Source organism: Streptomonospora litoralis, from assembly GCF_004323735.1.
GTDB lineage: Bacteria > Actinomycetota > Actinomycetes > Streptosporangiales > Streptosporangiaceae > Streptomonospora > Streptomonospora litoralis.
In genome coordinates this window covers 4,271,744-4,296,597 of sequence record NZ_CP036455.1, presented here as the reverse complement: position 1 = coordinate 4,296,597, position 24,854 = coordinate 4,271,744, and the positions used below count along the sequence as shown (strand labels likewise).

Annotated in this window: 17 protein-coding genes and 2 pseudogenes; 10 read left to right on the top strand and 9 right to left on the bottom strand. The window is 69.3% G+C overall.

Going from position 1 to position 24,854, the window contains the following annotated elements; translation table 11 throughout:
- The first annotated feature begins 640 nt into the window (after nucleotides 1-640).
- Nucleotides 641-1,831, top strand: coding sequence for an IS701 family transposase (locus tag EKD16_RS18045; protein ID WP_131099457.1), 1,191 nt, complete (start codon nucleotides 641-643; stop codon nucleotides 1,829-1,831).
- A 110-nt stretch (nucleotides 1,832-1,941) separates the two neighbouring features.
- Here the strand turns inward: EKD16_RS18045 and car are convergent, their stop codons facing one another.
- The 7 genes and pseudogenes from car to EKD16_RS18015 all read right to left on the bottom strand — a co-directional run bounded on the left by car (nucleotide 1,942) and on the right by EKD16_RS18015 (nucleotide 12,174).
- The gene (gene car, locus EKD16_RS18040) at nucleotides 1,942-5,340 is read right to left on the bottom strand and encodes a carboxylic acid reductase (RefSeq protein ID WP_207391339.1); all 3,399 of its coding nucleotides are present in this window, start codon (nucleotides 5,338-5,340) and stop codon (nucleotides 1,942-1,944) included.
- A gap of 72 nt (nucleotides 5,341-5,412) precedes the next feature.
- Nucleotides 5,413-7,326, bottom strand: coding sequence for an anthranilate synthase family protein (locus EKD16_RS18035; RefSeq protein ID WP_131099456.1), 1,914 nt, complete (start codon nucleotides 7,324-7,326; stop codon nucleotides 5,413-5,415).
- A 48-nt stretch (nucleotides 7,327-7,374) separates the two neighbouring features.
- Entirely contained in the window at nucleotides 7,375-8,028 is a 654-nt protein-coding gene (locus EKD16_RS18030; RefSeq protein ID WP_131099455.1) for an isochorismatase family protein, read from the bottom strand.
- A 108-nt stretch (nucleotides 8,029-8,136) separates the two neighbouring features.
- Entirely contained in the window at nucleotides 8,137-9,294 is a 1,158-nt protein-coding gene (locus tag EKD16_RS18025) for a 3-deoxy-7-phosphoheptulonate synthase (RefSeq protein ID WP_131099454.1), read from the bottom strand.
- Between the two features lie 469 nt (nucleotides 9,295-9,763).
- Nucleotides 9,764-10,027: pseudogene (locus EKD16_RS26215) on the bottom strand (hypothetical protein); the annotation flags it as partial.
- 1 nt (nucleotide 10,028) lies between these two features.
- Nucleotides 10,029-10,277 carry a hypothetical protein gene (locus EKD16_RS18020; protein WP_131099453.1) on the bottom strand — a complete coding sequence of 83 codons (249 nt, stop codon included), beginning with the start codon at nucleotides 10,275-10,277 and terminating at the stop codon, nucleotides 10,029-10,031.
- A gap of 373 nt (nucleotides 10,278-10,650) precedes the next feature.
- The gene (locus EKD16_RS18015) at nucleotides 10,651-12,174 is read right to left on the bottom strand and encodes an MFS transporter (protein WP_242677032.1); all 1,524 of its coding nucleotides are present in this window, start codon (nucleotides 12,172-12,174) and stop codon (nucleotides 10,651-10,653) included.
- 131 nt (nucleotides 12,175-12,305) lie between these two features.
- On the opposite strand from EKD16_RS18015, the gene EKD16_RS18010 reads away from it, so the two are divergent.
- Both EKD16_RS18010 and EKD16_RS25855 read left to right on the top strand, forming a co-directional pair.
- Nucleotides 12,306-13,217 carry a helix-turn-helix domain-containing protein gene (locus tag EKD16_RS18010; RefSeq protein ID WP_131099451.1) on the top strand — a complete coding sequence of 304 codons (912 nt, stop codon included), beginning with the start codon at nucleotides 12,306-12,308 and terminating at the stop codon, nucleotides 13,215-13,217.
- Nucleotides 13,218-13,220: 3 nt separating this feature from the next.
- Nucleotides 13,221-13,361 carry a hypothetical protein gene (locus EKD16_RS25855; RefSeq protein WP_207391338.1) on the top strand — a complete coding sequence of 47 codons (141 nt, stop codon included), beginning with the start codon at nucleotides 13,221-13,223 and terminating at the stop codon, nucleotides 13,359-13,361.
- A 22-nt stretch (nucleotides 13,362-13,383) separates the two neighbouring features.
- Here EKD16_RS25855 and EKD16_RS18005 read toward each other — a convergent pair whose 3' ends face one another.
- Nucleotides 13,384-13,989 (bottom strand): response regulator transcription factor, encoded by a 606-nt coding sequence (locus EKD16_RS18005; protein ID WP_131099450.1) that lies wholly within the window; start codon nucleotides 13,987-13,989, stop codon nucleotides 13,384-13,386.
- Between the two features lie 758 nt (nucleotides 13,990-14,747).
- Here EKD16_RS18005 and EKD16_RS18000 point away from each other — a divergent pair.
- Together EKD16_RS18000 and EKD16_RS17995 are read left to right on the top strand one after the other, a co-directional pair.
- The gene (locus tag EKD16_RS18000; RefSeq protein WP_165498600.1) at nucleotides 14,748-15,452 is read left to right on the top strand and encodes a methyltransferase; all 705 of its coding nucleotides are present in this window, start codon (nucleotides 14,748-14,750) and stop codon (nucleotides 15,450-15,452) included.
- Nucleotides 15,453-15,650: 198 nt separating this feature from the next.
- Nucleotides 15,651-15,944 carry a transposase family protein gene (locus tag EKD16_RS17995; protein WP_131099448.1) on the top strand — a complete coding sequence of 98 codons (294 nt, stop codon included), beginning with the start codon at nucleotides 15,651-15,653 and terminating at the stop codon, nucleotides 15,942-15,944.
- Nucleotides 15,945-16,196: 252 nt separating this feature from the next.
- Here the strand turns inward: EKD16_RS17995 and EKD16_RS17990 are convergent, their stop codons facing one another.
- Nucleotides 16,197-16,637, bottom strand: coding sequence for a hypothetical protein (locus EKD16_RS17990; RefSeq protein WP_131099447.1), 441 nt, complete (start codon nucleotides 16,635-16,637; stop codon nucleotides 16,197-16,199).
- Between the two features lie 542 nt (nucleotides 16,638-17,179).
- On the opposite strand from EKD16_RS17990, the pseudogene EKD16_RS26210 reads away from it, so the two are divergent.
- The 5 genes and pseudogenes from EKD16_RS26210 to EKD16_RS17965 all read left to right on the top strand — a co-directional run.
- A pseudogene (locus tag EKD16_RS26210) lies at nucleotides 17,180-17,350 on the top strand (IS5/IS1182 family transposase); the annotation flags it as partial.
- 733 nt (nucleotides 17,351-18,083) lie between these two features.
- Entirely contained in the window at nucleotides 18,084-20,732 is a 2,649-nt protein-coding gene (gene lanKC, locus EKD16_RS17980; RefSeq protein WP_131099446.1) for a class III lanthionine synthetase LanKC, read from the top strand.
- Between the two features lie 34 nt (nucleotides 20,733-20,766).
- Nucleotides 20,767-20,892: a SapB/AmfS family lanthipeptide gene (locus tag EKD16_RS17975; protein WP_131099445.1), complete on the top strand. Its 126-nt coding sequence runs from the start codon at nucleotides 20,767-20,769 to the stop codon at nucleotides 20,890-20,892.
- A gap of 152 nt (nucleotides 20,893-21,044) precedes the next feature.
- Nucleotides 21,045-22,802: an ABC transporter ATP-binding protein gene (locus EKD16_RS17970; RefSeq protein WP_131099444.1), complete on the top strand. Its 1,758-nt coding sequence runs from the start codon at nucleotides 21,045-21,047 to the stop codon at nucleotides 22,800-22,802.
- A complete protein-coding gene (locus EKD16_RS17965) occupies nucleotides 22,799-24,685 on the top strand; it encodes an ATP-binding cassette domain-containing protein (RefSeq protein WP_242677031.1) in 1,887 nt (628 codons plus the stop codon). The genes EKD16_RS17970 and EKD16_RS17965 overlap by 4 nt, the downstream gene beginning before the upstream one ends.
- Nucleotides 24,686-24,854 lie beyond the last annotated feature (169 nt).

Sequence of the window (24,854 nt, the reverse complement as noted above, 5' to 3'; positions counted from 1 at the left end):
CTGGGAGTCCTTGTGCCGCGGACCTCGGCGCCGACGCCACGGGGGTCGCGACTCGGTGAGAGGACATGCGGAGCGAGTCGCCCGGATTCTGGGGTCCGCACGCGTCTGCACAAGATGGAGCCGGGCGCGGTCGCCCAGCGGCACCGTGCTTCCTACCGAGCCCGTGGGGTCCGATGGCGTTTCCGTCTCGGCCGGCGCCGAGGAGGCGGCCGCGGACCGGGAGCGGGGCGGCCCGGGCGTCCCGGTACACGGTAGTGCGCGACTCCGGCGACCGGTGGTCGCCGGAGTCACCCGCGGCGCGGTCACCGCCGTGCGTGCGTCGCGCACGGCCCGGCGACCGTGATTCCGTCACATCACGAAGTGAGGAATCCCCACTCCACCCCCTGAAAAACGGACATCGAATCACTGAACAACGGGCATTGTTCGGCCGCAGCGCCGAAAATAGAATTTTTCGGAAAGCACGGACCGGCTAGGACACTTCGTTATCGCGCTCCCGCGCCGCTGGATAAAACGGATCCGCGAAAACAAAAAACCACCCCGAATGGCGTTCTGCGCAACGGCCCGGGCTCTTCGGCCCCGCGTTGGACCGTGTTTTCTGGCGCGCTTCCCGGCGCCCTTCCGAAACTACTCAGGGGACACCATGAGCTCCACCGCAGAAGAACACTTCCCGTCCGAACCGCCAGCACTCCCCACTGCCGGGGGGCCCTCTCGCGAACTCCGCGATGAGCTCGGCGCACGGCTGTTCTCGTCGCTGCGCCGCTCCGATCAGCGCCGCAGGGCGATGGAGTACCTGCGCGGCCTGCTCACCACGCCCGGGCGCAAGTCCGTCCGGAACATGGCGGCCCTGCTCGGGGGCACCGGTACCGACCAGAGCCTTCACCATTTCATCTCCACCTCTCCCTGGGACTGGAGGCCGATGCGCCGCTCCTTGGCCGAGTACGTGGTCGACACCGCACCCCCGCGCGCCTGGGTGATCCGCCCGCTGTGCGACTCCAGGGGCGGCCGGCGGTCGACGGTCGTCCCGGCCGGTCTCGACTCCGGCGGAGAGCCGACCGACCTCAGCAGGGTGATCGGCGTGTGGGCCGCGTCCGACGCGTCAGCGGTCCCGGTCAACTGGCACGTGCACGTCGAGGGAGACGGCCCCGCCACACCCGAGGCCGGCGGTATCGACGCCTGCCTGGAACTGCTCGCCGAGTGGCGGCTGCCGTCCCGACCGGTGGTGCTCGATCTGCCGTCCGCATCCGAGGCCGCGGCCGAATCCCTGCGCCGGCTGCGCGCCTTTGGACTGCACCCGGTCGCGCGGGTCACCGGAGGTCTCCCCCTGACGGTCGCCGACCGGTCACTGCCCGGACACGACGGACGCACCCGCACGGCCGGGGAGATCATGCACGCCGCCCGGGAGCTGCGCCGCTCGGTGCAGGGCGACCCGAGAGTGCCCCAGCAGCGCTTCCAGCGGCAGGGGCGGCACAGCACCGGGCTGGTGGACACGGCCGCGTCGGTCCGCGTCCGGCTGGACGCGCGGTCCCGCAGTGGTGCCGGGTTCGCACTCGTAGGGCTGGGTCCCGCGTCGCGCTCGTGGCCGCAGGAGCTGTGGCTGTCCGCTCTGCCCCGCCAGCAGAGCGCCGTTGCGGTGTCCATCCTCCGCACCTTGGCGGACCTCACCGACCGCAGCCGGGACACCGTCGGCGAACGCGTCGGCATGCGCGACTACACCGGGCGCTCCGCCGCAGGGTGGCACCGGCATACCACGCTCGCCTCCGCCGCGCACGCCCTGATGGTGCTGCCGGAAGGAGGCGATGCCGTTTCAGGGAGCATCAGGGGCGCTTCCTGATCAATCCGCCCGGCTCGGCCGGTGGAGCGGCGGTGCGAACGGCCACCCGCCTCGCCCGCCCAGCTGCCGGGCGGCGGAACCGCGGTTCCGCCGCCCGGCGGCCAGGGTTTCTAGAGCAGTTCCCTCAGGTTGTCGGCGTACTTCTCGATCAGGTCGCGCGAAATATGCGGGATCTCCATTGCAGGGCCGATCCCGGGGACGCGAACGGCATCCTGGAAGCGGTGTGCAGGAACCGGCGCCCCCGGCAGAGGCGCTTCAGGCTCCTTGAGCCCGTGGATCAGCGGGAGTACCGAATAGCCGCGCTTCTGCTCCGGCAGGGACTTCAGCATCGACTCGAAACGCTCGACCCAGTCCGTGTATCCTTCCACACGCGTGATTCCGTAACCCGCGTCGTCCAGCCAGTCCACGAAGGTGTCGAGCGAAACCCCGTCCTCATGAGGGTTGACGAGGTTGTAGATGCGGTAACCGCCCTCCGCCCGCACGCTCAGTCCGGCGACGGCCCCGGCGGTGAAGTCGACGGGCAAGCCGTCATAGTGCGCACGCGGAACCGCCTGCGACCCGCTCCCGCTGTAGAAGCTGCGCGGCGCCAGCCGCGTGGCGAGCACGCTGTAGAGGAGGCGGGTGAACATGTCCGGAACGTTCATCTGGCCCTTGTACCGGCTGTGCGCGAGGATCATGCTCGACCGGAACACGGTTACCGGCATCCCGTAGGCGTCGTGCGCCTCCCGGAGGAGGACCTCTCCAGCCCACTTGCTGGCCGTGTACCCGTCGGCATACCGGTCCCCGTCGGTGCGCAGGACGGGAAGGGCCTTTCGGATGTCGGCCTCCTCGTCCAAAGGCTCCCCCTCGGGTGGGGCCACCGCGACGGCGACGCTGGACATGTAGGTGAAGGACTTGAGCCTGCGGGTCGTCCCCAGCCGGATCAGCTCCGCCGTTCCCACCACGTTCGCCTCGAAGAGGCCGCTGTAGGGCAGAACGTGGTTGACGAGGGCGCCCGCGTGGACGATCAGGTCCACCTCGTCCGCCAGCCGGTTCCACGTCGTTGCGTCCAGCCCCAGCTGCTCTTCGGCCAAGTCCCCCGCGACGACCTCCAGGTTCTGCGCGGCCAGGGCGCCGAAACGCTCCAGCGCCTCCCCGGCACCCCCCGCGTAGGACCCTTCGAGCCGGTCCCACGCCGCCTGCGCGTCCCTGTCTCGGACGATGCAGACCAGCTTTCCGCCGATCGGCTTCAGCCGCTCCAGCCACTCCAATGCCAAGAACCGGCCCAGGTAGCCGCTGGCCCCGGTGAGCAGCACGGTCGTGGGCCGCCCCTGGGCCCGAGGGGCGGCCGGGGCGCTGGTATCGGACGGGTCCTCGATGAACGCCTCAAGCCTCAGGTCGGAGGCGTTGAGCTCCCCTTCCGCGCTGCCGTGCACCGACGCCGCGCTCGGGCGCTTCGCGCCGGACGCCCGTTTGCCGTCGATGTACTCCGCCACCTGCGCCAGGTCGTTGGCGGGACTGATGACGACGTCCACGGGGACCGCGACCTCGAAGACCTCTTCGAGGAGCTGGACGAACGTGAGCGCGGAGAGGGAGTCCCCGCCGATGTCCCGGAAGTTCACGCCGGCGCCGATGTCGTCCGATCCGCCCGCGAGCATGACCCGCGCGGCGTGCAGCACCGTCTCCAGGACCGGCCGCTCGCGTCCGGTGGCCCGCAGTTCCCGGAGCTCGTTCGCCTCCCTGGACTCCGTCTCGGTGTACATCAGTTCGAGGCGGCCGCCGTAGCGCTCCAGCAGCTGGGGTCTCAGCAGCTTGCGGTGGTCCGACAGCAGGCCGTTGGCCTGGCTGAATGGCTCGGTCTCGACGAGGAGGTCGCGAGGAATCTCATAGGAGTTGAGCCCCTCCTCCTTGGCGATCTCCTGGAAGGACCGTCTGATCTCCGCCTTCAGCGAGCCGTCGTCGAGCGGATGCTCCTCCAGGGCCATAGGCGTGGGCACGACGACGGCCAGGAGGTAGGAGCGGTGGCTGTTGCCGTAGACGAAGATCTGCCGCACCAGGGGGCTCGCGGCGAAGACCGCTTCGAGGTGGGAGGTCGCCACGAACTCTCCTTGGGAGAGTTTGAGGACGTTCTTGCGCCGGTCGACGATCTCCAAGCGTTCCGGCTCGACCTCGGCGACGATATCCCCGGTCTTGTAGTAGCCGTCCTCGTCGAACAGGGTCTTCGTCAACTCGGGCCGTGCGTAATAGCCGGGCACGATGGAATCGGTCTTCAACAGCAGCTCGCCCCGCGGATGCGGGCGGTCCGTCCGGAAGTAGCCTAGCTCGGGAACGTCGTCGAGCTTGAAGGCGGTAACCGGGGGCCGGATCAGCTTCCCGTCGGCCATCACGCCAGCGGCCTCGGTGGAGCCGTAGATGATATGCAGCCCGATCCCAAGGAGCGACTCCACGAACGCGTGGAGTTCGTCCGAGAGAGGCGCGGATCCGGAGCTGGCCCAGCTGACGCGGCCGCCCAGCAGGTTCTCCCGCATGTCCGCCTTGACCCGGGCCTCCAGGTCCGGGCCGTCGTCGCCCGCCCCCCTGCGCTTGTCGAGCTCGTGCTGGTAACGCTGGAAGAGCATCTCGCAAACGCGGGGCACCAGCGATACCTCGGTGGGTTGGATGAGCGAAATGTCCTCGAAGAACGTCGAGAGGTCGCTGCTGGCGGTGAAGTAACTCGCTCCTCCGCGTGCCATCGTGTTCTTGAGCGAAGAGTGGCCCGCCACGTGGCTCATCGGCATGTAGTTGATGTTCACCGCGTGGACATCGGAGAAGAGGTTGGACCACGCTTCTCCGCCCCACATGGCGGCATGTAGCCGGTCGGTGTATATGGCCCCCTTGGGGCTTCCGGTGCTGCCCGAGGTGTAGATGAGCATGGACAGCGCTTCCTCGTCCTCGGGGACGTGGAGCGGGGCCGCCTCCTGCGCGGCGCCCTCCGTCAGGATCTCGGCGAAGGTGGCGCAGACCGTCCCGGACCCGCGCAGGCGCTCCTTCTCGGCGAGATACGTCTCGCGCTGGTCCTGCACCCCATCGTGGTAGTCGAACACCAGGATGCGCCGGACACCGGGGAACTCGCGCGCCAGGTCGACCGCCACGTGCATCCGATCGAGGCTGGTGGCGATCATCGCGGGCCGGGTCTCTTCGGTGATCGCCCGCTGCTGGCGCAGCGAGGAGCTCGTTTGGAGCGGAACCGATACGGCCCCGAGGTGGATGCAGGCGAGGTCGACGACCGTGTATTCGACGCTCGTGAAACCGAGGACGACGACCCTGTCGCCCGGTCTCAGCGGGCTGTCCCTGTTGCGGCGCCACTCGCTCGCCACTGCTTGGACCCGCTGCCACAGTTCGCGGTAGGTGATGGTCCTGTATTCGGGAGCCGCCTTGAGCGAGGCGTGTCCGGTCTCGGGCGCGTGGACGAGCCGCCGCACACGCTCCCCTAGGGCGGGCCGGTCGGCGTAGCGCTCCAGCGTGCTCGCCATGATCTGCGCAAGTCGCATACTTTCCACTCCGGATCTCTCCAACGGGTGCGATGAACGGAGCGGCCCCGCGCGGCGCGGAGCCGTGAAGGCTCAGTGCTGCAGGGCGTTGTCGATCAGGCGGGCCAGGATCGCCGGCCCGTTCTCGGTCAGGACGGACTCGGCGTGGAATTGGGCCGAGGCGAATCCGGGCCCGCGCAGCGCGTGCACCTCACCGGTGACCGGGTCGCGGCAGACCTCGGCAGTGCCGACACCGGGCACGACGGCCTCGTCGGCGTGCCAGCGGGCGGAGAAGGCGTTGTAGAAGCCAACCCTCTCGGGGGTGCCGAACAGGTCGATCTTCCTCTGCATCCCCTGGTTGGGTTCCTCCCGGCGCGCGAGGGGCAACCCAGCCAGGCCGCACAGCACCTGGTGGCTCAGACACACCGACAGGAACGGGCGCCGCTCCTCCAGCAAGCGTGCGGTGAGTGCGCGCAGCCGGGCGACCTTGGGGTCCCCGGTGTGCAGAGGGTCGCCGGGACCGGGGCCCATGACCACCAGGTCCCGCTCCTCCAACGCGGGGTCCTCGTCGAAGCGGCGCACGTCCACGGCCAGACCCAGAGAGGAGAGCTGGTCGGCCATCATCGCTGTGAAGGTGTCCTCGGCGTCGACTACCAGCGCGTCCATTCCGCGCAGGCCGGGCCCCCCGTCAACGGCGGAGCGCCGGCCCAGCCAGTAGTCGGCGATGTGGGTGTTGCGACTCTGCAGGGCGGCGCGCACCCGGACGTCGTCGGCCAGCGCGCGCGCCGGTGAGGCGGTGAGCGCGTTGTATATCCCTGCGACCTTGGTGCGGGTTTCGGCCGCCTCGGATTCGGGGTCGGAGTGGCGCACGACGGTGGCCCCGGCGCCGATGCGCGCCCGCCCGGTGTCGTCGATGTCGGCGGTGCGGATCAGTATCGCCGAATCCAGCTCGGCCCGCCCGGCCGCGTCATGTCCGATGAGCGCGGCCGCGCCACTGTAGTAGGCGCGGCCTTGGGGTTCGTAGCGCTGGATGACGCGGCAGGCGCTCTCCAGAGGGCTGCCCGTGACGGTGGGGGCGTACAGGGTCTCGTGCAGGATCCGGCGGGGGTCACTGCTGCTGTCGCCCTCGATGTAGTACTCGGTGTGGGCCAGGCGGGCCATCTGCTTGAGGAACGGGCCGATGACGCGGCCACCGGCGGCGCTGATCCGCGACATCATCTTCAGTTCCTCGTCCAGGACCATGTAGAGCTCGTCGGTCTCCTTGGAGTCCTGCAGGAAGTGCAGGAGGGAGTCCACGTCCGGGCCCTGGGGCGGGTAGCGGTAGGTGCCGCTGATAGGGTTCATCACCGCCTTGCCGCCACGCAAGCTGATGTGGCGCTCGGGAGAAGCGCCGATGAGGGTGCGCCCGGGGACGCGGGCCAGGAAGGTCCAGTAGGCGCCGCTCTCCCGGCGCAGCAGGCGGGAGAACAAGGCCAGAGCCGTTTGGGGTGTGTAGTCGGTGATGTCAGCGATATAGGTGCGTTTGAGGACGAAGTTGGCTCCGTCGCCGTGGCCGATCTCCTCGTCGATGAGGCGGCGCACCAGGGCCGCGTACTGCTGATCGGTGGTGTCGAACCCGACGTCGCGCACGGCGATCGGGGCATCCGGCAGGCGGCGCAGGACCCGGGCCAGCGGCACCTGCTGCTGCTCGCGTACGGTGATGGCGGCCAGGGGGGTGCTGTCGTCGGGCGCGGCATAGCCGCGTTCGGTGATCTGGCGGTAGGGCAGCAGCGCGAACAGGCGGTGCCGCCCTGCCCCGTGGCTCCCGGGCTCCTCGCTCGCACCGGCTCCCAGCTCGGTACCGGGGTCGGGGAGGGAGAGATCGGCCAGCCGCTCGCACTGGTGTACGGGGCCAGCGACGACGTCGATCAGGTCCGGGTCGCCGGTCTCGGGGCGGTGCACCAGCGCGACGCCCTCGGGCAGGCCCGTTCCGGCCAGGATGCGTTCGAACAGGTCATCGGTTTGCATGAAAGCGCTCCCCAGGTGATGTATGCGGTGCTCGCGGCCCATAGGCGATCAGCGAGTCCGGGCCACCGGGCCGACCAGCGCCTCGGTGCTGGCGTCGGTGGTGAGCACAGCGGCGCAGCGGTCGGCCGCGTAGTGCAGCGCCATGCGGTGGTGCTCGGCGGAGAAGTCGGCCAGGGCGTCGGCGACCAGGAAGGTCTCGATGTCGTTGCTGAAGGACTCGATCGCGGTGGCCAGCACGCCCACGTGGGCGTAGACCCCGCAGAGCACCAGCTGATCGCGGCCGTGCCGACGCATCAGTTCCAACAGATCGGTGGCGTGGAAGGCACTGTAGCGCCACTTGGTCAGCAGCCAGTCGCCCTCGGCGGGGGCCACCTGGGGCACGATGCGCCGGTCCTGGGCCGATACCCGCATACCCGGTCCCCAGAAGTCGCGCAGCAGCCCGCGCTGGCGCGCGGTCATGCCGCCGGGCTGGGCGGTGTAGGCGATGGGGGCGCCGCCGACCCGGGCGGCCTCTCCCAGCGCGGCGGCGGCCGCGACCATGGGGGTGCGCATCTGCTCGGGCAGCGGGCGTAGGAAGAACTCCTGGAGGTCGTGCACCAGCAGCACCGCCCGGTCGGGATCGATGCTCCAGGGGACGGTGTTGTCGGGCAGGTCGCTTTCGCGGGGGAGCGGATAGGAGACGATCTCGGGGATTCCGGGCATGGGTACGGCACTTCCTCTGTGGTGGGTCCAGTGGATCGAGACGAGGGACGGGGCCTGGGCCTGCTGCCGACCGGGCGCGGGGCCGGTCCGGCAGTGCGGGACGTCGGGTCAGGCCTTCCATGCCTCCACGACCTCCATGGCCTGGCGGGGGTTCAGCCTCGGGTCGCACAAGCTGGTGTACTTGGCGCTCACTGCGCCCAACCGGTCCCCTCGGTCGGCGCACTCGGTGACATCGTCCGGGGTGGTCTCCAGGTGCAGGCCGCCGGCCGTGCCTCCGCCCTCGCGCACGGCCTCCACGAAGGTCCGCACCTCCCGTACAACCGTTGTGACGAGACGCGTCTTGAACCCCTCATCGGTGGTGACAGTGTTGCCGTGCATCGGGTCGGTGAGCCAGGAGACCGGGTGGCCGGCCGCGCGCACCGCGGCGACCAGGCGCGGCAAGCGCTCGCCCACCGCGTCGGCCCCCATGCGTGCGATGAGGGTCAGCCGCCCGGGCTCGCGGCCGGGGTCCAGCCGCTCGCACAGCCCGACCACCTCGTTTTCGGTGGCGTTCGGCCCGATCTTGGAGGCGACGGGGTTGACCACCTGCGACAACAGGGCCATGTGCGCCCCGTCGAGGCCGCGGGTGCGCTCACCGATCCACGGCCAGTGGTTGGAAGTGAGTACAGGGTCTCCGTTGTGGTGGCGCACCATGGGCACCTCGTAGTCCAGCAGCAGCGCCTCATGGCTGGTCCACAGCGGCGCTACGGCGTGGGCCGCAGGGGTGGACGACCATCCCAGGTCGCGCATGGCCTGGGCGGAGGCCTCGTATCCACTCAGGATGCGCTGCGGGTCGGGGCGGCGCAGGGCGGGGTCGGGTTCTGGGGCGTTGACCATGTGGCCGCGGTAGACGGCCAACTCTCGGCCCCCGGCCGTCTCGGTGGGGCGGGAGCGGGGCTTGGCGAACTGTCCGGCCATCCGCCCCACCCGGACGACCGGCAGGTGAGTGTTCATCTGCAGGACACCGCTGAGCATGCCTACCAGGCCGGCCTTGCGCACGGTGGCGCCTGAGAAGCAGTCGGCGGGGTCCTCGGCGCAGTCCCCGGCCTGTAGGACGAGGGCCTGCCCGCGGGCGACCGCGGCCAGCAGGGTACGCATGCGGAGCACGTCGGATGCGGCGACGAGGGCGGGGCGGGCGGCCAGTTCGCTCACGACGCGCTCGACCTGCTCGGAATCGGGCCAATCGGGCTGCTGCCGGACGGCGAGCGTTCGTATATCACTCAACATTTTTCACATTCACCTTGCCGGCGATTGAGGTAACGTAGGAGAATCAGACGCCGACAGAACCGAAATCGGCGGCCAATGAACCAGGTGACCGCCTCCGCGAACCGTTGTGCGCGGCACAGACGGCCTGTGGAGCGAAAAAGGTCGAACTAAGGTCGAGATTTCTCGTTCACCCCGGGAGTATGGGGCGGTGTTCAGCCTTTCCGTTTTTACCGGGCGGCTGTCGTTCCAATAACCATGATTCCTTCTGGAAGCGCGCCCGACAATCGCCCGGACGCCCATGTGTCAGGTCCGCACGAATGCAGGCGGTTCGTTCGAAGAGCTACCGAAAGGAGCGGAGCCGTACGGAGGTTCGTCGCGCACCGCCTGGCGGATTAGACGTTATGCAGGGAGGGTGCGCATGAAGTCCAGCTCCCCGCTCGCACGTTGTCGCGGGGTGTCGACCAGGCAGAATCCGGACGGTAACGCCTACTTATGTGGGATGAACCGCCCTGTCCGATGAAGACTCGGCCCTTGTCATTCCGACCAGGGGTCGGTCGGTTCGTTGGGCCGCGTAGTAGGGGGCCTCGTACTCGGTCGGGTGCAGGTCACCGAGGTAACCGTGCAGGCGCTGGGTGTTTGGCCAGTGGACCCAGCCAAGAGTCGCCGCCTCGACGCCCTTGACGCTCTTCCAGAGGCCCTTCTCGGCGCGGGAAGGGCCGCGGATCGGCTCGGTCTTGTAGTAGCCGTTGACCGTCCTAGGCCATACGCACCGGATACCGCAGCGGCGTATCCGCCGGCAGGTTGGAGAGCCGGTATCGGGCGGGCTCGGGCTCATGGAACGGCCACGCGGCGATCAGCGTCTCGGTCGGCAGCACCGCGTCCCGGCCGGTGCGCGCCGGCGCGCCCCAGCGCCGCGCTGCGCCCGGCCACCTGCGGCCGGGCGCACCTCCATAACCAGGAACGCGCTGCGCATCGGCCCGCGCGAGCCCCAGCGCCGGGTTCACCGCCGCAGAGCGGTGGCACCCTTGGGCGATGACCAACTGTCTGCCGCACCCCTGGACCGAGGACCCCGACCGCTGCCTGCGGCGGGCCTGCCCGCCGACCGCGGATTCGCTACCGATCCCCACCTGGCGCAAACGGTGATCAAGCGGTTCTGCGCGGCCGGGCACTGTTCACGCCGGGCCACCGGCGCGAGGGCTATGGCGCCGATCCGCTGCGCACGGCCTGGAGTCCCATGAGATGGGCTACGTGCTGGCCGTGTCCGGCACCACCGCGGTGCCCATCGGCCCGGGTCGGCTCCGATCCCGGGCCCTGAGTCGAAAAACGACTATCGCCGCCTGCGGGAAGGCCCCCCGCAGGCGGCGTCGGAATCATCGATCAGGCGGTTCCGACCTCTTCGGTCTTCGGGGCCACCGGCCCCGCGTCGGCTGTCCCTTCACCCTCCTCCGGCGCTTGGGGATCGGTCTTGGGCAGCCACCGCAGCGCAAGCACCCCCAACCCAGCGTGCACCGAAGCGGCCACGATCACCACCGCGTGCAGGCCGGTGACGAAGGCGGACTTGGCCTCGGAAAGCGCCGCCGACCCCAGGCCGGGCAACTCCGCCGTCTCGTTCAGCGTGGGAGCCAGATCCGGGCCCATGATTCTGAAGATCAACGCGGCCAGGGAACCCAGCAGAGCGATACCCAGGGCGTTGCCGATCTCGTTGGAGGTCTCGGCCATCGCGGCCGCCGATCCGGCCCGCTCGGTGGACACGGCGGCCACGGCCACGTCGGCCACCACGGCGAAGGAGATTCCGTAGCCGAGCCCGGCCACGATCATGGCGCCCACGTACCAGCCCGCACCGCTCGTGACGCCGGTCATCAGGAACAGCAACAGACCGGCGGTGATCGCGAAGTGGCAGGTGATCAGGGCGGCCCGGGTTCCGATGCGCCCGACGACCATCGGGGTGACGATGCAGGTGGCGGTGAGCACCAGGGCGCCGGGAACGGCGAGCATGGCTGCCTGGAAGACCGTCATCTCCAGCACCGTCTGCAGGTACACGCCCGACAGGTAAGCGGTGGCCGACCAGGCTGCCAAAGGCAGCAGACCGGTGATGATCGCGATGGTGAACACCCGGTCGCGGAAGAGTCCGAAGTCGATCAGCGGGTACTCCAGGTGGCGCTGGCGGCGGGCGAAGGCCACCAGGATCACCAGGCCGACGATGCCCGCGGCGGCCGAGAAAACCGACATGCCCTCGGCAGCCAGGTTCTTGACCGCGTAGATGGCCAGCAGCAGGCCCACCGCGGAAAGCACGACGCTCAGGACGTCGACGCGGCCTGGGCGGGTCACCTTCACTTCGCCCAGCAGGATCGGGGCGAAGATCAGGAACAGCACGATCACCGGGATGTTGACCAGGAAGACCGATCCCCACCAGAAGTAGCTGAGCAGCTGCCCGCCGACGATCGGGCCGATGGCGAAACCCGCGGCGAAGGCCGAGGCGAAGATCCCGATCGCCTGGGCGCGCCGGCGCGGGTCGGTGAACAGTTCACTGAGCACGGCCAGGGCCGACGGCAGCAGCGTGGCGCCTGCCATACCCATCAACGCCCGGAAAGCGATCAGCATCTCGGCGTTAGGCGACATCGCCGCTCCGGCCGAAGCGAGTCCGAAGAGCAGGGTCCCGATCAGCAAGAGCTTGAGCCGACCGTAGCGGTCGCCGATATTGCCGAAGGCCACCAGAAGCGAACCGACTGCGAAACCGTAGATGTCGAGGATCCACAATGACTGGTCGGCGGTCGGCGCCAGGGCGTCGGTGATCCTGGGCATCGCCAGGAACAGGATGGACCCGTCCATAGCGACCAGGAGAACCGGGCCGAGAATGACGGTGAGGCCGAGCCACGCCTTGATGCCGGGTGATCGTTGCACTTCTGGGGATGCGTCTCGCGGGTTCATGTCCCCCACGGTGGTGCAGCGCCCACAGGCCAACCAGCCCACAGCTGTGGGTACCCCCGAGAGGGATACCCACGGTGGCGGGACCGCGGGGTAGGGTCGCGGTCATGGAGCTGGAAACGCTGGGCGTGTTCCTCAAGTCACGCCGGGATCGGGTCACCCCCGCCGATGTCGGACTGCGAACGTACGGAACCGCCCGCCGCGTGCCGGGTCTGCGGCGCGAAGAGCTGGCCCACTTGGCCGGTGTCAGTGCGGGCTACTACACCCGCCTGGAACAGGACCAGGCTCAGACCGCCTCTCAGCAGGTGCTCGACGCCCTGGCCCGAGTGCTGCAGCTGGATCCGGCCGAGCGGCTCCACCTGCACAACCTCGCCGACGGCCCGACGGTGCCGGGGCTGTCCCGCCCCGAAACCGAGCAGCCGCACCAGCGGGTGCTGGCGCTGCTGGAGTCGCTGGGAGAGTTCACTCCAGCCGTGGTCCTGGGGCGCCGCGGTGACGTGCTCGCCTGGAATCGCAGCGGGCACGCGCTCGTGGGCGAGCACATCGACTTCGCGAGCCCCGGGGACCCGGAGAAGCGCCCGTCCGTGCCGCGGATGTTCTTCCTGGACCCGCTCACCCGCGACCTGCACAGCAACTGGGCGGAACTGGCCCGGGTGCACGCGGGCTACCTGCGGCTGACCGCGGGCCGCTACCCCACCGACGCGCGGCTGGCCGAGCTGATCGGTGAACTCGCCATGCGCAGCGGCGACTTCGCCGCGCTCTGGGCCGAGGGCGGCGTCACCGACTGCACGGTGGGCCGCATGGACCTGCGCCACCCCACCGTCGGCGAGCTCAGCGTGGACTACCAGGTCTGGCTGCAACCCGACAGCCCGGACCACCGGCTCGAGGTCTACACCCCCAGCGACGAGGCGTCGGCCGACGCGCTGCGCCTCCTGACCGAACAGGTCGCCGAAGAGCGGGGCTTCGAGGCGGTCCGCCTCCCGGCGGGCCACCCACCGGTCGGCGTCGAGGAGGGCTGACCGATGATCTGGGGGAATATGGACCTGGTCTCCGCGGACCCGAGCCTCATCGGCGTCTGCCCAGGTGACACTCCCGCATCGGACGAGGTGTCAGAACGGGTGCCGTTCGGCGCGGGACGGACGAGGGAGGGCGTGGACGGCTAGCGCACGAGGAGCTGCCGACCCCTCAGATCCACTCGTGCTCGCGTGCGATCCGGATGGCGTCCACCCGGTTGCGGGCGTTGGTCTTGGTGGTGACGGACGTGAGGTAGTTGCGTACGGTTCCGGCGGTCAGGAACAGGAGGTCGGCGATGTCCGTGACGTCCAGGCCGTCGGCCGCCAGCCGCAGTACCTCCACCTCGCGCGGGGTAAGCGGACACTCCACGCTTTCGAAGGCGGCCATCGCGAGCTGGCCGTCGACCACCCGGCGGCCGGCGTGCACACCGCGTACCGCCTCGGCCAGCTCCTTGGACGGGGCGTCCTTGACCAGGAATCCTCCGACTTTGGCGGCCAGCGCCCGGCGCACGGTACCGGGGTGGCCCAGGTTGGTCAGGATGAGCGTGCGGGTGTCCGGCACCTTCTCGTGGATCTCCGCGGCAGCGGTCAGGCCGTCCTTTCCGGGCAGGTCCACGTCGATGATGGCGACGTCCGGGCCGTGCTCCTGGGCCGCCGAGAGGATCTCGTCCCCGGAAACGAGCTCGGCGACGACCTCGATGTCGTCTTCCAGTTGAAGTAGAGAGACGAGCGCTCCCCGCACCATGTGCATGTCCTCGGCTAGGACCACCCGGATCACTGCTGCGTTCTCATTCCCTCGGCGGTGAACGATCGGCGCCGCAGGGCGGGCCGCCTCGAGTCACCTTATAACTCCCTGCCGCGGCCGCGGCGTTTTACAGTTGTCCACTTTCGGACAGCATGCGGGCCTCTGTTCCGGAACTCAATGGTCTTTCCAGCGCACCCCATAGTTACCCGAGCGAAACCGTCGATTATCCCACTTGAGCCCCCTATATTGTTCAGGTTGAGTTTGTCGACGATTCGGTCGACGGGCGCCTTGGCCTCCGGCAGCCTCAGCAGCACTCGGCCGGTGGATGGGCCGGGTCCGTCTGGTCCAGGGCGGAGACGCGCAGCGCCTTGCCTCCACGGCCAGGACGGCGCCGCCGTAAGGGCTTCTGTACGGGGCGGTGTCTTCTCAGGCAGTGACTCTTCTGCTGTCCCGGCAGGGCTCCTGCGCCCGTCATCCCTCGGTGGAACCGGAAACTCCATCGTCCTTACCCCGTTTTGCGTCGCCCATGGCCCGAGGCGGCGTGGATCTACGAGCCACACGGGCTGGGGGCCGCACCCGCCGCGCATCGGATCCCCGAACCGCGCGAAGCGGCCCGACCATCACTTATTCCCGCCCCCATTCAACCTGACACATTCCAAGCCGCCCCGTGGACACGCGGGCGCACGAATGCCAGTCTGGATTCCGACTGAGATTTCCTTCACTTCTTTCAATGCCCACTTATGTCGTTATATGACAAAGCCATATAACACCGAGAACGCATGAGAGGAAAGATGCAGAATTCTACTGCGGCAGAAGAGCGTTATCGCCTTGGTCGTGAGCTCGCCGATAAGCTCGGCGCCACGGACGGCCCATCCACCTTCGACCTGCTGGGAATGACGTGGGAACTCCTTCCCGGCACGTATGCTCCGCGCCCGGGGACGGGAACGGAATGGTACACAAACGCCATCCCGTACCCGGAGAACGGCCGATTCCTGGAAATCGGCTGCGGCGCGGGCGTCACCGCTGTTTGGGCTGCGAAACACGGATGCGCGCACGTAACCGCGACGGACATCACGGCGTCGGCGGTGGAAAGCGCTGCCCGCAACATTGTGCGGCACGGTGTGGAGGACCGCGTCCACGCTTTCCGCAGCGATGTCTTTTCCGACCTCGACAAGGACGAGCGATACGATACCGTCTTTTGGAACTGCAGCGTCCTCGAGGCGCCGCAGGAGTTTGAGTTCACGCGGGACGTCGAACGGGCCATCTTCGACCGAGGCTATTCAGCGCTGCAGCGCTATCTTCGCGGTGCGCACTCCTGGCTGGCTCCGGGCGGCAGGGCATTCGTCACGTTCAACAGCCTCGGCGACGCCAGCCGCCTACATGAGGTGGCTGACCAGGCCGGTACCTCCCTTCAGCCGCTCGACAGCTCCACCCGAGAACTGGTCGGAAAGGAGGTCACGTTCAAACTCCTGGAGATATACCCGAAGGTCCGCTGACTGCTACGGCAGCTGCAGATAGTCGATACTGAGCCCTTGCCAACCCACGGGCAACGCAAAGTCGGGTGAGAGTGAGAGCGGGGATGCTCCTGGTCACGGACCTGTGACGATGACCGGAAAGCCCTGAGGACATCAGAAGAGCCCCTGTACACGGGCGGACAGACATGACAAGTCACCGCCCCGCACAGGCAGTCTTCCATGCCCGCCCCCGCTCTCGCCTCCCCGATCGCGCCCTCGGCCGACCCCCGCGCCGCCCGCGAAATCCGCCACCGGCTGAGCTGCATCGTCACCATCGGGCTGTGCGCGGTTGTGGCCGGAGCCCGCTCCATCGCCGCCATCGGCCAATGGGCCGCCAACGCACCCCAGCACACCCTGGCCCGCCTGGCCGCCCGCACCGCAGGGGAGCACGCCCTCGAAGCCTCCGCCCCCGCGGCAAGCACGGCATCACACGACCAAACCGACCCGGTCTTGGCGACAGCAGAAACCAACTAAACCAGTCTCCACAAATCCCGGGGCTTGACACTTCGCCGAAACGGTGGTGGAGCTCCATGCCCTGGGCCCGCAGGTCGGCCGGGCCTCCGGTTTGAAGACCGCGCAAGCCGTAGTGCAGAAGGGTTCCCGCATGCCCGCCGCACTCGGTCATGCCTTGGCTGCCGACTACGGGGTGGGCGAGGAATTGACCGACCATAAGTTTAAATCGACGAACCCGGAAGGACAACGCACCCCGAACGTCGACCGACACTTCTATTTTCTCCAGAATCCAACATCGGCAAAAGTTTTATTCGACCTCTCGAATCCCAATTGAGGGGCAATTTCATCCAACTCGTCACTCTTTTCCTGGCATTCGTTTTTGAATATGGCGAGTTTGTGCTTTATTTTCCCATTGCCAGTCAATTCGACTTCGATTTTCTGGAACCCGCCCTGACGAAATTCAGGTCCACTTGCCGGAACTAAGAACCGCATTCCAGATATCTCCTCAAGAGGGAATTCCCTCTCCCCGGAGGCAGACTGCAGCCAGACGCCGGCGCCATTCAAGAGGAATGCGTTTTTTCTGTACATCAACACCCACAACACCGACCGCGCAAATCCCGTTACCGCAAAAGCTGCGGCAATTGCAGCGGGGCCTGTTATTGGGCCGTTTAGCACGATCGCTGACAGAATGAATGCGCCACCAAGAAGCAGCATAGGGCTCGCCGGCCTCCATATTAGAGTTCCAACTCCGGCGGGTTCTACACGAAACTCGGACTTCATTAGCTATAACTCATGTCTAATTTTTTCAGGGAATTTCAAATCAACGTCAATCTTAAATATGCCATCGCCGCCAATGCTGTTCTATGTCAGGCTAGACCAGAGTTGTGTTAGCATAGCTTCCCGGATAGGGAGTATAAGGAGCAGTCTGCGAACTCTGGCCACCTACTGCCACACTCGTGGGAGTTGTTGGCGTAGGGATCCACCGCCGGCTTAGCCGATGATCCACCGCCGCCGCCGCCGCGACCATAGGTGCTGTAGGTGTTGACGCTGTAACCTCTCCCGCGCGACCACCGCGACGTCGTCGTCTGCCCCGACCGGTAATTCACCCTGGTCGTACTCTTGTAGAAGGGGTCGGTCCCGTAGTGCGTCAGGTTGTACTTGTAATTCTTCGAAACGCTGCCGCCCCGGCTGCGCTCCGTGGTCGAGATCGACCAGGTGCCGCCGTTGAAACACACCCCTGCCATCGACCTTGACACACCAACGCCTGGCACAACACCTTCAACTTGCTTCAGCGCTGCTATGAGCGCCGCGAACGGGTCATTCACGCCTTCTTCGATCTGGCCGACACGATCATCACCGTCCGTCGCCTGATCCGCAAAGCGTGGAGCTCTCACCGATGGAGGGACCGACCGCAACGGCGTCCCTGAAACCCACCTATCTGCACGACCTCTTAGCCCCCGGTGCGACTGAAGTGGTCAAGGAATTGTCACGGCCGCGCAGAGAAGCGCACTCGAACTCGGGGTGAAGGATCGGTCCCGTATCAACCGGGAAGTATCGCCCGTTCGTGCGCCGAACCGAACCGGGCGCCTCTGTGAAAGTGTGTTCCTCCAGTCGCTGATCCGTCAAGCGCTCCCAGCGCTGCCGCTCCGCCGCCCTGAGGGGCCGCGCGGCAGCAGGACTCCGTTCTTTCGAGGTCAGCGGTTTGTCATCGGCATTTCTCCGAGGAGCTGCCGGTCGTCCAACCGCTTGCCGTTGTTCGTCCCGACTTTCGTGGCGAAAAATCTCGACAGACCTCTCAACCCTCCTAAAGCGGCCATTCGCTGACAAAGCAAGCAGAGCAAAACACCAGGTCAGCTGCTTCGTGCCAATCGGGCCGGCGTTCTGCGCTGGGCCGGATAAGGTTTTCCGTGTAGTCGGTCATGAAGGGCGAGGGGGGCCGTTTGCATGTGCACCTGAACGGAGTGCGACTCTGAAATACCTGGCTGCAGCGGTGAATGGACGCGGAGGGTGCCACAAAGTGCACTAGCGCGTCCCGCAAAAGTTGATCTCGCCGTTGTCCGGCGGTTTCCCGAAAAATGCGTGCAAGGGTGTGGACCACGGCGCGACCGCTATGTCAGTCTCTGGAATGTCGCTAACCGAGACGACCGCGAGGGAGTTCGTATGATCAAGGGGTACGGCGTGTTCTGCGACGCCGACCGCTATTTCTACGACACGCCTCACCGCCTTCGGTCGGACTCCGGAGCCTCCGGTACGGTCGGCGAAGGCGACGGTGTTTTCGAGCCGGCTGGGCGGCCGGTGCCCGAAGGGTGGCAGAGCCACCGCGCCGGCGACTGGCTGGCACTGCGGCCCGTCGAGAACCACTTGCCGGACCAGGGCTGGAAGATCCACGTCTCCGCCTGCCTGGACAATGCGGAATCGATCCTCGCCCGCGTCTGGGACTACTGCGTGGCGCGCGGTGTCTCCTTCAAGTTCGTCCCCACCCCGTACCTGCTGCACAACCGGAACGCCAAGTACGCCGACCGCGGAAGCAGCGGGAAGTTCATCACCGTCTACCCGGCCGCGGACGAGTGCGCCTCGATCGCCGCGGGTCTGGACGCGCTCGTGGGCGGCGAACCCGGGCCTTACATCCTTAGCGACGTGCGCTGGAACGCGGGCCCGCTCCACCTGCGCTACGGCAGCTTCACCAGGCGGCACTGCTACGACGAGCACGGCGAGCCGGTGCCCGCGCTGGAGAACGCCGACGGCGTCCTCGTGCCCGACAGGCGCGGCCCGGCCTTCCGGGTGCCGGAGTGGCTGGCCGTCCCCGACTTCCTCCGTCCGCACCTTGAGGCGCGGTCGGCCGTGGACGTCACCGGACTCCCGTACGACATCGAGCGCGCCCTGCACTTCTCCAACGGGGGCGGGGTTTACGCCGGCCGGGATCGGCGCACCGACGAGCCCGTAGTGCTCAAGGAGGCCCGTCCGCATGCCGGCCTGGCCGCCGACGGCGCCGACGCCATACGCCGCCTGGAGCAGGAGCGAAACGTCCTGGAGCGGCTGTCCGGGCTGCCGTGCATTCCCGAGGCCAAGGACGCTTTCACCCTCGGTGAGCACCGCTTCCTGGTGCTGGAGTACGTCCGCGGCAAGCCGTTGAACTCCTTCTTCGCCCACCGCCACCCGCTGATCGAGGCCGACCCCGCACCGGAGAAGCTGAGGGAGTACGCCCGGTGGGCGATGCGCCTGCACGGCCTCGTGGCGGCGGCCGTCGGGGATGTGCACGCGCGCGGCGTCGTCTTCAACGACCTGCACCTGTTCAACATCATGGTCTCCGAGGACGAGTCCTCCGTGGTGCTGCTTGACTTCGAGGCCGCCCGGTATGTCGAGGAGGGCGGCCGCCAGACGGTCGCCAACCCGGGCTTCGTCGCCCCGCCCGGGCGCCGCGGATTCGATGTGGACCACTACGCACTGGCCTGCCTGCGTATCGCGCTCTTCCTGCCCTTGACCAGCCTGTTCGCCGTGGACCGGGCCAAGGCCGCACACTTGGCCGAGGAGGCTGCGCGTGTGTTCCCCGAGGCCCGGGAGTTCCTGGAACTCGGCGTTGCGGAGATCCTGCGGGATGTGGACGGTGCGCCGGGTGGGGTCGAATTGGGAGCGCTCCCGGAAGCCGGCGAGCGCGATCCATACCGGCCGGTCGACCCGGGGGACTGGCCGCGCTGCCGCGACTCGATGGCCCGCGCCATCCTCGCCTCAGCCACCCCCGAACGGGACGACCGCTACTTTCCCGGCGATATCGCCCAGTTCGCCACAGCGGGCGGCGGCCTCTCCTTCGGCTACGGAGCGGCCGGGGTGCTATACGCCCTCGCCGAGAGCGGCGCCCCCCGGTGCCCCGGCGCCGAGGAGTGGCTGCTGCGGCACAGCAAGGAGCCCGAGTCGGGGACGCCTCTGGGTTTCTTCGACGGACTCGCCGGCCTGTCCTGGACGCTGAACCGCCTCGACCACCGCGAGCGCTCCCTGGAGTTGGCCGAACTGGTCCTCGCGCAGCCGTGGGAAGGGCTCGGCCCCGGACTGCACAGCGGGACGGCCGGGATCGGGCTGGCCCTGGACTCTCTGGCCGCCGACACCCGGGAAGCGGAGCTGCGCTCGGCTGCGCTGCGCTGCGCGGAGTCGGCCGCGCACCGGTTCCTCGACGCCTCGCCCGAGCGGCGCCGCGCCGGCCTGCTCCACGGTGGCGCGGGCGTGGCCCTGCTCTGCCTGCGCCTGTACGAGCGGAGCGGAGACACCGCGTTGCTCGACCTGGCCGAGCGTGCCCTGCGGGCCGACCTCGACCGCTGCGCCACCAGCGCCTTCGGCACGCTGCAAGTGGACGAGGGGTGGCGGACCTTGCCCTACCTCGGAGCGGGCAGCGTCGGGGTGGGGATCGTGCTCGACGACTACCTGGAGCACCGCCACGACGAGGCGTTCGAGCGGGCCCGGCCGGAGATCGTCGATGCCGCACGGGCCGGGTTCTACGCCCAGCCCGGCCTCTTCCGCGGACTGGCGGGCATGGTCGTGTACCTCAGCCGGACGACGGCCCCCGGGCCCGGCACCGGGCCCGATGCGGTGCATCGCCAGATCGACGCCCTGTCCCGGTACGCAATGCGCTACCAGGATGAATTGGCCTTCCCGGGAGAGCAGCTGATGCGGCTCTCAATGGACCTTTCCACGGGCACCGCGGGATGTCTGCTCGCGCTTGCTGCGGCGCAGAGCGAACAACCCGCCCGGCTGCCCTTCCTTCCTCCGCTGCGGCGGACCCAGAACCGGCCACTGCCATGGTCCGGAACAAATGAATAACCACTAGAAAATTATCGAAAGAAAGGATAGCACCATGTCTCTCCTCGACCTGCAGTCCCTGGAGACCACCACCGAGGCGCACGGCGAGGTTTCCGCCGGCAGCGAAGCCAGCCTTCTGCTGTGCGGCGACAGCAGCCTGAGCCTCACCACCTGCAACTGATGGCGCGCCGCGGATAGCGCGGCGCGACCGGGCCGCGGGGCCGGCCACCCGGCCCCGCGGCGTCGGGACCGGTCGGCGGGCCCTCAGTTCGGTCCGGCGGCGCCCCCGGGCGTCGCCGGACCCCGCCACGAGCCGTGCAGGAAGGCGACCGGATGGCGTCCACCCGACCGCGCGACGGCGCGAGTGACAAGGGCGCCGCACGATCCGCAGACGCCCTGCTCGCCCGCATGACCCGGGCGAGCGCCGGACGCACCGCGGGCATCCTGCTGTGCGCCGCCGGGGCGGCGGCCGTCTCGGTCGCCCTGCCCGCCGTGCTCGGCCGTACCCTCGACCTGCTCCTGCAGGGCCACCCGGACGCCGGACGCGCATTGGCGGCGGCCGTGGCCCTGACCATCGCCGAGGTCGTGCTGAACGCGGCCGTCGCCCTGCTGGCGGGTACGGTCGGCGCACGGTCCACCGCCTGGCTGCGGCTGCGGGGCCTTGGGCGGCTGGCGGCCGCGGCGCCCCACGGCGTGAGCCGTTTCTCGCCCGGCGACGCGGCGACCCGGCTCTCGACACACGCCACCGAGGCCGGTGCCGCCCCGGCCGGTGCCGCCCGGATCGTCGCGGCGGTCCTCGCGCCCACCGGAGCCCTGGTCGCGCTGTTCGTGATCGACCTGTGGACGGGGCTGGCCTTCGTTCTGGGGCTCCCCGTTCTGGGCCTGCTGCTGCGCTCCTTCGCCCGCCACTCCTCCGACAGTGTCTCCCGGTACCAGCGGGTGCAGTCGGTGATGGCGACGCGGCTGACGGACGCCCTTGGCGGCGCGCGCGCCATCGCCGCCGCCGGCACGGTGGACGAGGAGCGCGCCCGTATCCTGCGTCCGTTGGAGGAGCTCGGCGCAGAGGGCCGGCGCATGTGGTCGGTGCAAGGTTCCGCGATGGCGCGCAGCGGAGTACTCATGCCCCTGCTCATCACCGCCGTGCTCGCGGTCGGCGGGCTCGCTCTGGCGGACGGGAGGATCAGTGTCGGCGACCTGCTGGCGGTTTCCCGGTACGCCTCGCTGGCGGCCGGGCTCGGCTCGGTCGCCGGTCCGCTCGGAGCGCTGGTCCACGGCCGGGCGGCGGCGCGCCGCGTCGACGCGCTCCTGGCGGTTCCCCCGCTGGCCCACGGGCAGCGGGGCCTCCCTCCCGGCGGACCGGGGACGCTGGAGCTGCGCGGCGTGGGTGTGAGCCGCGACGGCGAGTGGGCGCTGCGCGGCGTCGACCTGCACGTGCCCGGCGGTCGGACGGTGGCCGTGGTCGGGCGCTCCGGCTCCGGCAAGTCGACGCTGGGGGCCGTCGCCGGGCGGCTCACCGACCCCGACGAGGGGGAGGTGCTCCTGGACGGCGTGCCCCTCGGCACCGTGGCGGCCGACGTGCTCCGCACCGAGGTCGGGTACGCGTTCGAGCGGCCCTCGCTCCAGGGCGCCACCGTCGAGGAGGCGATCGCTGCGGGAGCCGAGACCGCTCCGCGCGAACGAGTACGGTCGGCCGCCCGGGCCGCCGGAGCCGACGACTTCGTCCGGGTGCTTCCGCAGGGCTACGCCACACCGCTGGAGGAGGTGCCGCTCTCCGGCGGAGAACTCCAACGGCTGGGGTTGGCGCGGGCGTTCGCCCATGCGGGGCGACTGATGATCCTGGACGACGCCACCTCCAGTCTCGACACGGCGACGGAACGGCAGGTGGACCGGGCGCTGGCCCGCGAGATCCGCCCCGGCACCCGAGTCGTCATCGCGCACCGCCTCTCCACGGCGGCGCGCGCGGACGCGGTGGTGTGGCTGGACGGCGGCCGCCTCCGGGCTGTCCGCGGCCACGCCGAACTCTGGCAGGACCCCGACTACCGCGCGGTCTTCGGCCACGCCGACGCCTCCGGCGGCGGTGGGAACCGGTGAGGCCCCAGACGGCGCCGGACGCGGCCGCCGAGATCGGATCGGCCACCCCGTGCCCGCCGCGGTCCGGACGCGACGGCCCGCGCGACAGCAGGGCAGCCGCGCAGCAGCGGCACGGCCCCAGTCGCGGCATGCTGCGCGGGCTGATGCCGCACGCCCGGCCCTTCCTGTGGCGCCACCGGCGGCCGCTGCTGCTACTGGGCGCCTGCTCGCTGATGGAGTCCGGGCAGACCTTCCTCCTCGGGATCTGCCTGGCCCGTGCCCTGGATGAGGGGTTCCTGGCGGAAAAGCCCGCCGCCGGTCTGGCGTGGCTGGCCGTCGCAGCGGCCTCGATCCTCCTCGTCGGCCCCGTGCTGCGCGGTGTGTTCGCCCAGCTCTCCGGGCTGGTGGAACCGCTGCGGGACGGGTTGGTCCGCCGCGCGGTCGGAGGGGCGCTGCGCCGGGCCGTAGCCGACCCGGCACGGGCGGCGCGGGTCGAACGGGCGGCGGTGTCGCGGCTCACCCAGCAGACGGAGATCGCCCGGGACAGTTTCGCGGGGCTGGTCCTGACCGTGCGCTCCTTCCTGTTCACCGCCGTGGGAGCGCTCGCGGGGATGTTCACCCTGGCCCCCGAGCTGCTGGTGGTCGTGGTGCCGCCCATGCTGCTCGGACTGGTGCTCTTCCTGCTCACGCTCGCTCCCATGGCCGCGGCGCAACGCCGGTTCCTCGACGCCGACGAGGCGTTCGCCGACCGTGCGGGAGTCCTGCGCGGTCGGCTGCGCGACCTGGCGGCCTGCGGGATCGCGGGCACCGCGGTCGATGCGAGCCGAGGTCTGATCGACGAGGCCGCCGCATCGACGCGGTCCCTGGCCCGGTGGACGGCCGCGAGGACGCTGGCGCTCGGCGTGGCGGGGCAGCTCCCCATCGTCCTACTGCTCGTCGCGACGCCGTGGCTGAGCGACCGGGGCGTCACCACGGGAGCGCTCATGGGCGCCCTGGCCTACCTCGTGCAGTCCCTGCTGCCGGCACTCCAGGCGCTGATGACCGCTGTGGGGTCCGCGGGCAGCCGCCTCGTGGTGGTCCTCGACCGGTTCGTGTCCGCGGAGGAGGGCGGCGCCGACGAGGAAGAGCCCGGCCGCGCCGAGTCCGGTGACAGCGGGCCGCCCGTCCGGCCCGCCCAGGGGTTGGCACCGGCGGTGTGGTGCCGCGGTGTGCGGATGTCCTACGGAGCCGGAACGCCCCCCTTGGTGGAGGGGTTCGGACTCACGGTCGAGGCCGGGGAGCGCATCGCGGTCGTGGGGCCGAGCGGGATCGGCAAGTCGACGCTGGCGCACGTGCTGTCCGGCCTGCACGCGCCCGACGAGGGTGCCGTACGGCTGGCGGGCCGGCCGGTCGCCGGACGGTCCCCCCGCGAGCTGGCCCGGATGCGGGTCCTCCTCCCGCAGCAGGGCTACGTCTTCGCCGGATCCGTCCGGGAGAACCTCGCCCAACTGGAGCCCGGTGCCGAGGACGACCGCATCGCCCGAGCGGCGGCGGCGCTGCACCTCGAACCGCTGGTGGACCGCCTCGGCGGCCTGGACGGCGACGTCGATCCCGGGACGCTCTCCGCCGGCGAGCGCCAGGCGCTGTGTCTGGTCCGGGCCTACGTGTCACCGGCGCCGCTGCTCATCCTGGACGAGTCGACCTGCCACCTGGACCCGGCCGCCGAGGCACAGGCGGAGGAGGCGCTGGCGGCCCGGCCGAACACGACGCTGATCGTCGTCGCGCACCGGCTGTCGTCCGCGTTGCGGGCCGATCGAATCCTCGTCCTCGACGGCACGGGCACGGCGTTCGGCACGCACGACTCCCTGCTGCGCGACTCCCCGCTCTACCGGGACCTGGCGGGACTCTGGAACGCGTCCGGCTGACGGAACGGCCCAGCGCCGCTGCGCCCGGGGAAGACGGTGTCGACATCCCTCGGTGCCGAACGGCCGGGTGGGGGAGCGCGCCTTGCGGTATTACCGTGCCGCTCTCAGGGCAGTGGCCGACTGAGGGACAAGCGGGGCGATCAGGTGCGAAGCGTTCGCGTGGCGCCTC

What these genes read in the sequence shown, in the direction of transcription:
- EKD16_RS18045 (WP_131099457.1), top strand. Translation starts at nt 641, where the DNA reads ATGAGCTCCACCGCAGAAGAACACTTCCCGTCCGAACCGCCAGCACTC.
- car (WP_207391339.1), bottom strand. Translation starts at nt 5,340, where the DNA reads ATGCGACTTGCGCAGATCATGGCGAGCACGCTGGAGCGCTACGCCGAC.
- EKD16_RS18035 (WP_131099456.1), bottom strand. Translation starts at nt 7,326, where the DNA reads ATGCAAACCGATGACCTGTTCGAACGCATCCTGGCCGGAACGGGCCTG.
- EKD16_RS18030 (WP_131099455.1), bottom strand. Translation starts at nt 8,028, where the DNA reads ATGCCCGGAATCCCCGAGATCGTCTCCTATCCGCTCCCCCGCGAAAGC.
- EKD16_RS18025 (WP_131099454.1), bottom strand. Translation starts at nt 9,294, where the DNA reads ATGTTGAGTGATATACGAACGCTCGCCGTCCGGCAGCAGCCCGATTGG.
- EKD16_RS18010 (WP_131099451.1), top strand. Translation starts at nt 12,306, where the DNA reads ATGGAGCTGGAAACGCTGGGCGTGTTCCTCAAGTCACGCCGGGATCGG.
- EKD16_RS25855 (WP_207391338.1), top strand. Translation starts at nt 13,221, where the DNA reads ATGATCTGGGGGAATATGGACCTGGTCTCCGCGGACCCGAGCCTCATC.
- EKD16_RS18000 (WP_165498600.1), top strand. Translation starts at nt 14,748, where the DNA reads ATGCAGAATTCTACTGCGGCAGAAGAGCGTTATCGCCTTGGTCGTGAG.
- EKD16_RS17995 (WP_131099448.1), top strand. Translation starts at nt 15,651, where the DNA reads ATGCCCGCCCCCGCTCTCGCCTCCCCGATCGCGCCCTCGGCCGACCCC.
- EKD16_RS17990 (WP_131099447.1), bottom strand. Translation starts at nt 16,637, where the DNA reads ATGCTGCTTCTTGGTGGCGCATTCATTCTGTCAGCGATCGTGCTAAAC.
- lanKC (WP_131099446.1), top strand. Translation starts at nt 18,084, where the DNA reads ATGATCAAGGGGTACGGCGTGTTCTGCGACGCCGACCGCTATTTCTAC.
- EKD16_RS17975 (WP_131099445.1), top strand. Translation starts at nt 20,767, where the DNA reads ATGTCTCTCCTCGACCTGCAGTCCCTGGAGACCACCACCGAGGCGCAC.
- EKD16_RS17970 (WP_131099444.1), top strand. Translation starts at nt 21,045, where the DNA reads ATGGCGTCCACCCGACCGCGCGACGGCGCGAGTGACAAGGGCGCCGCA.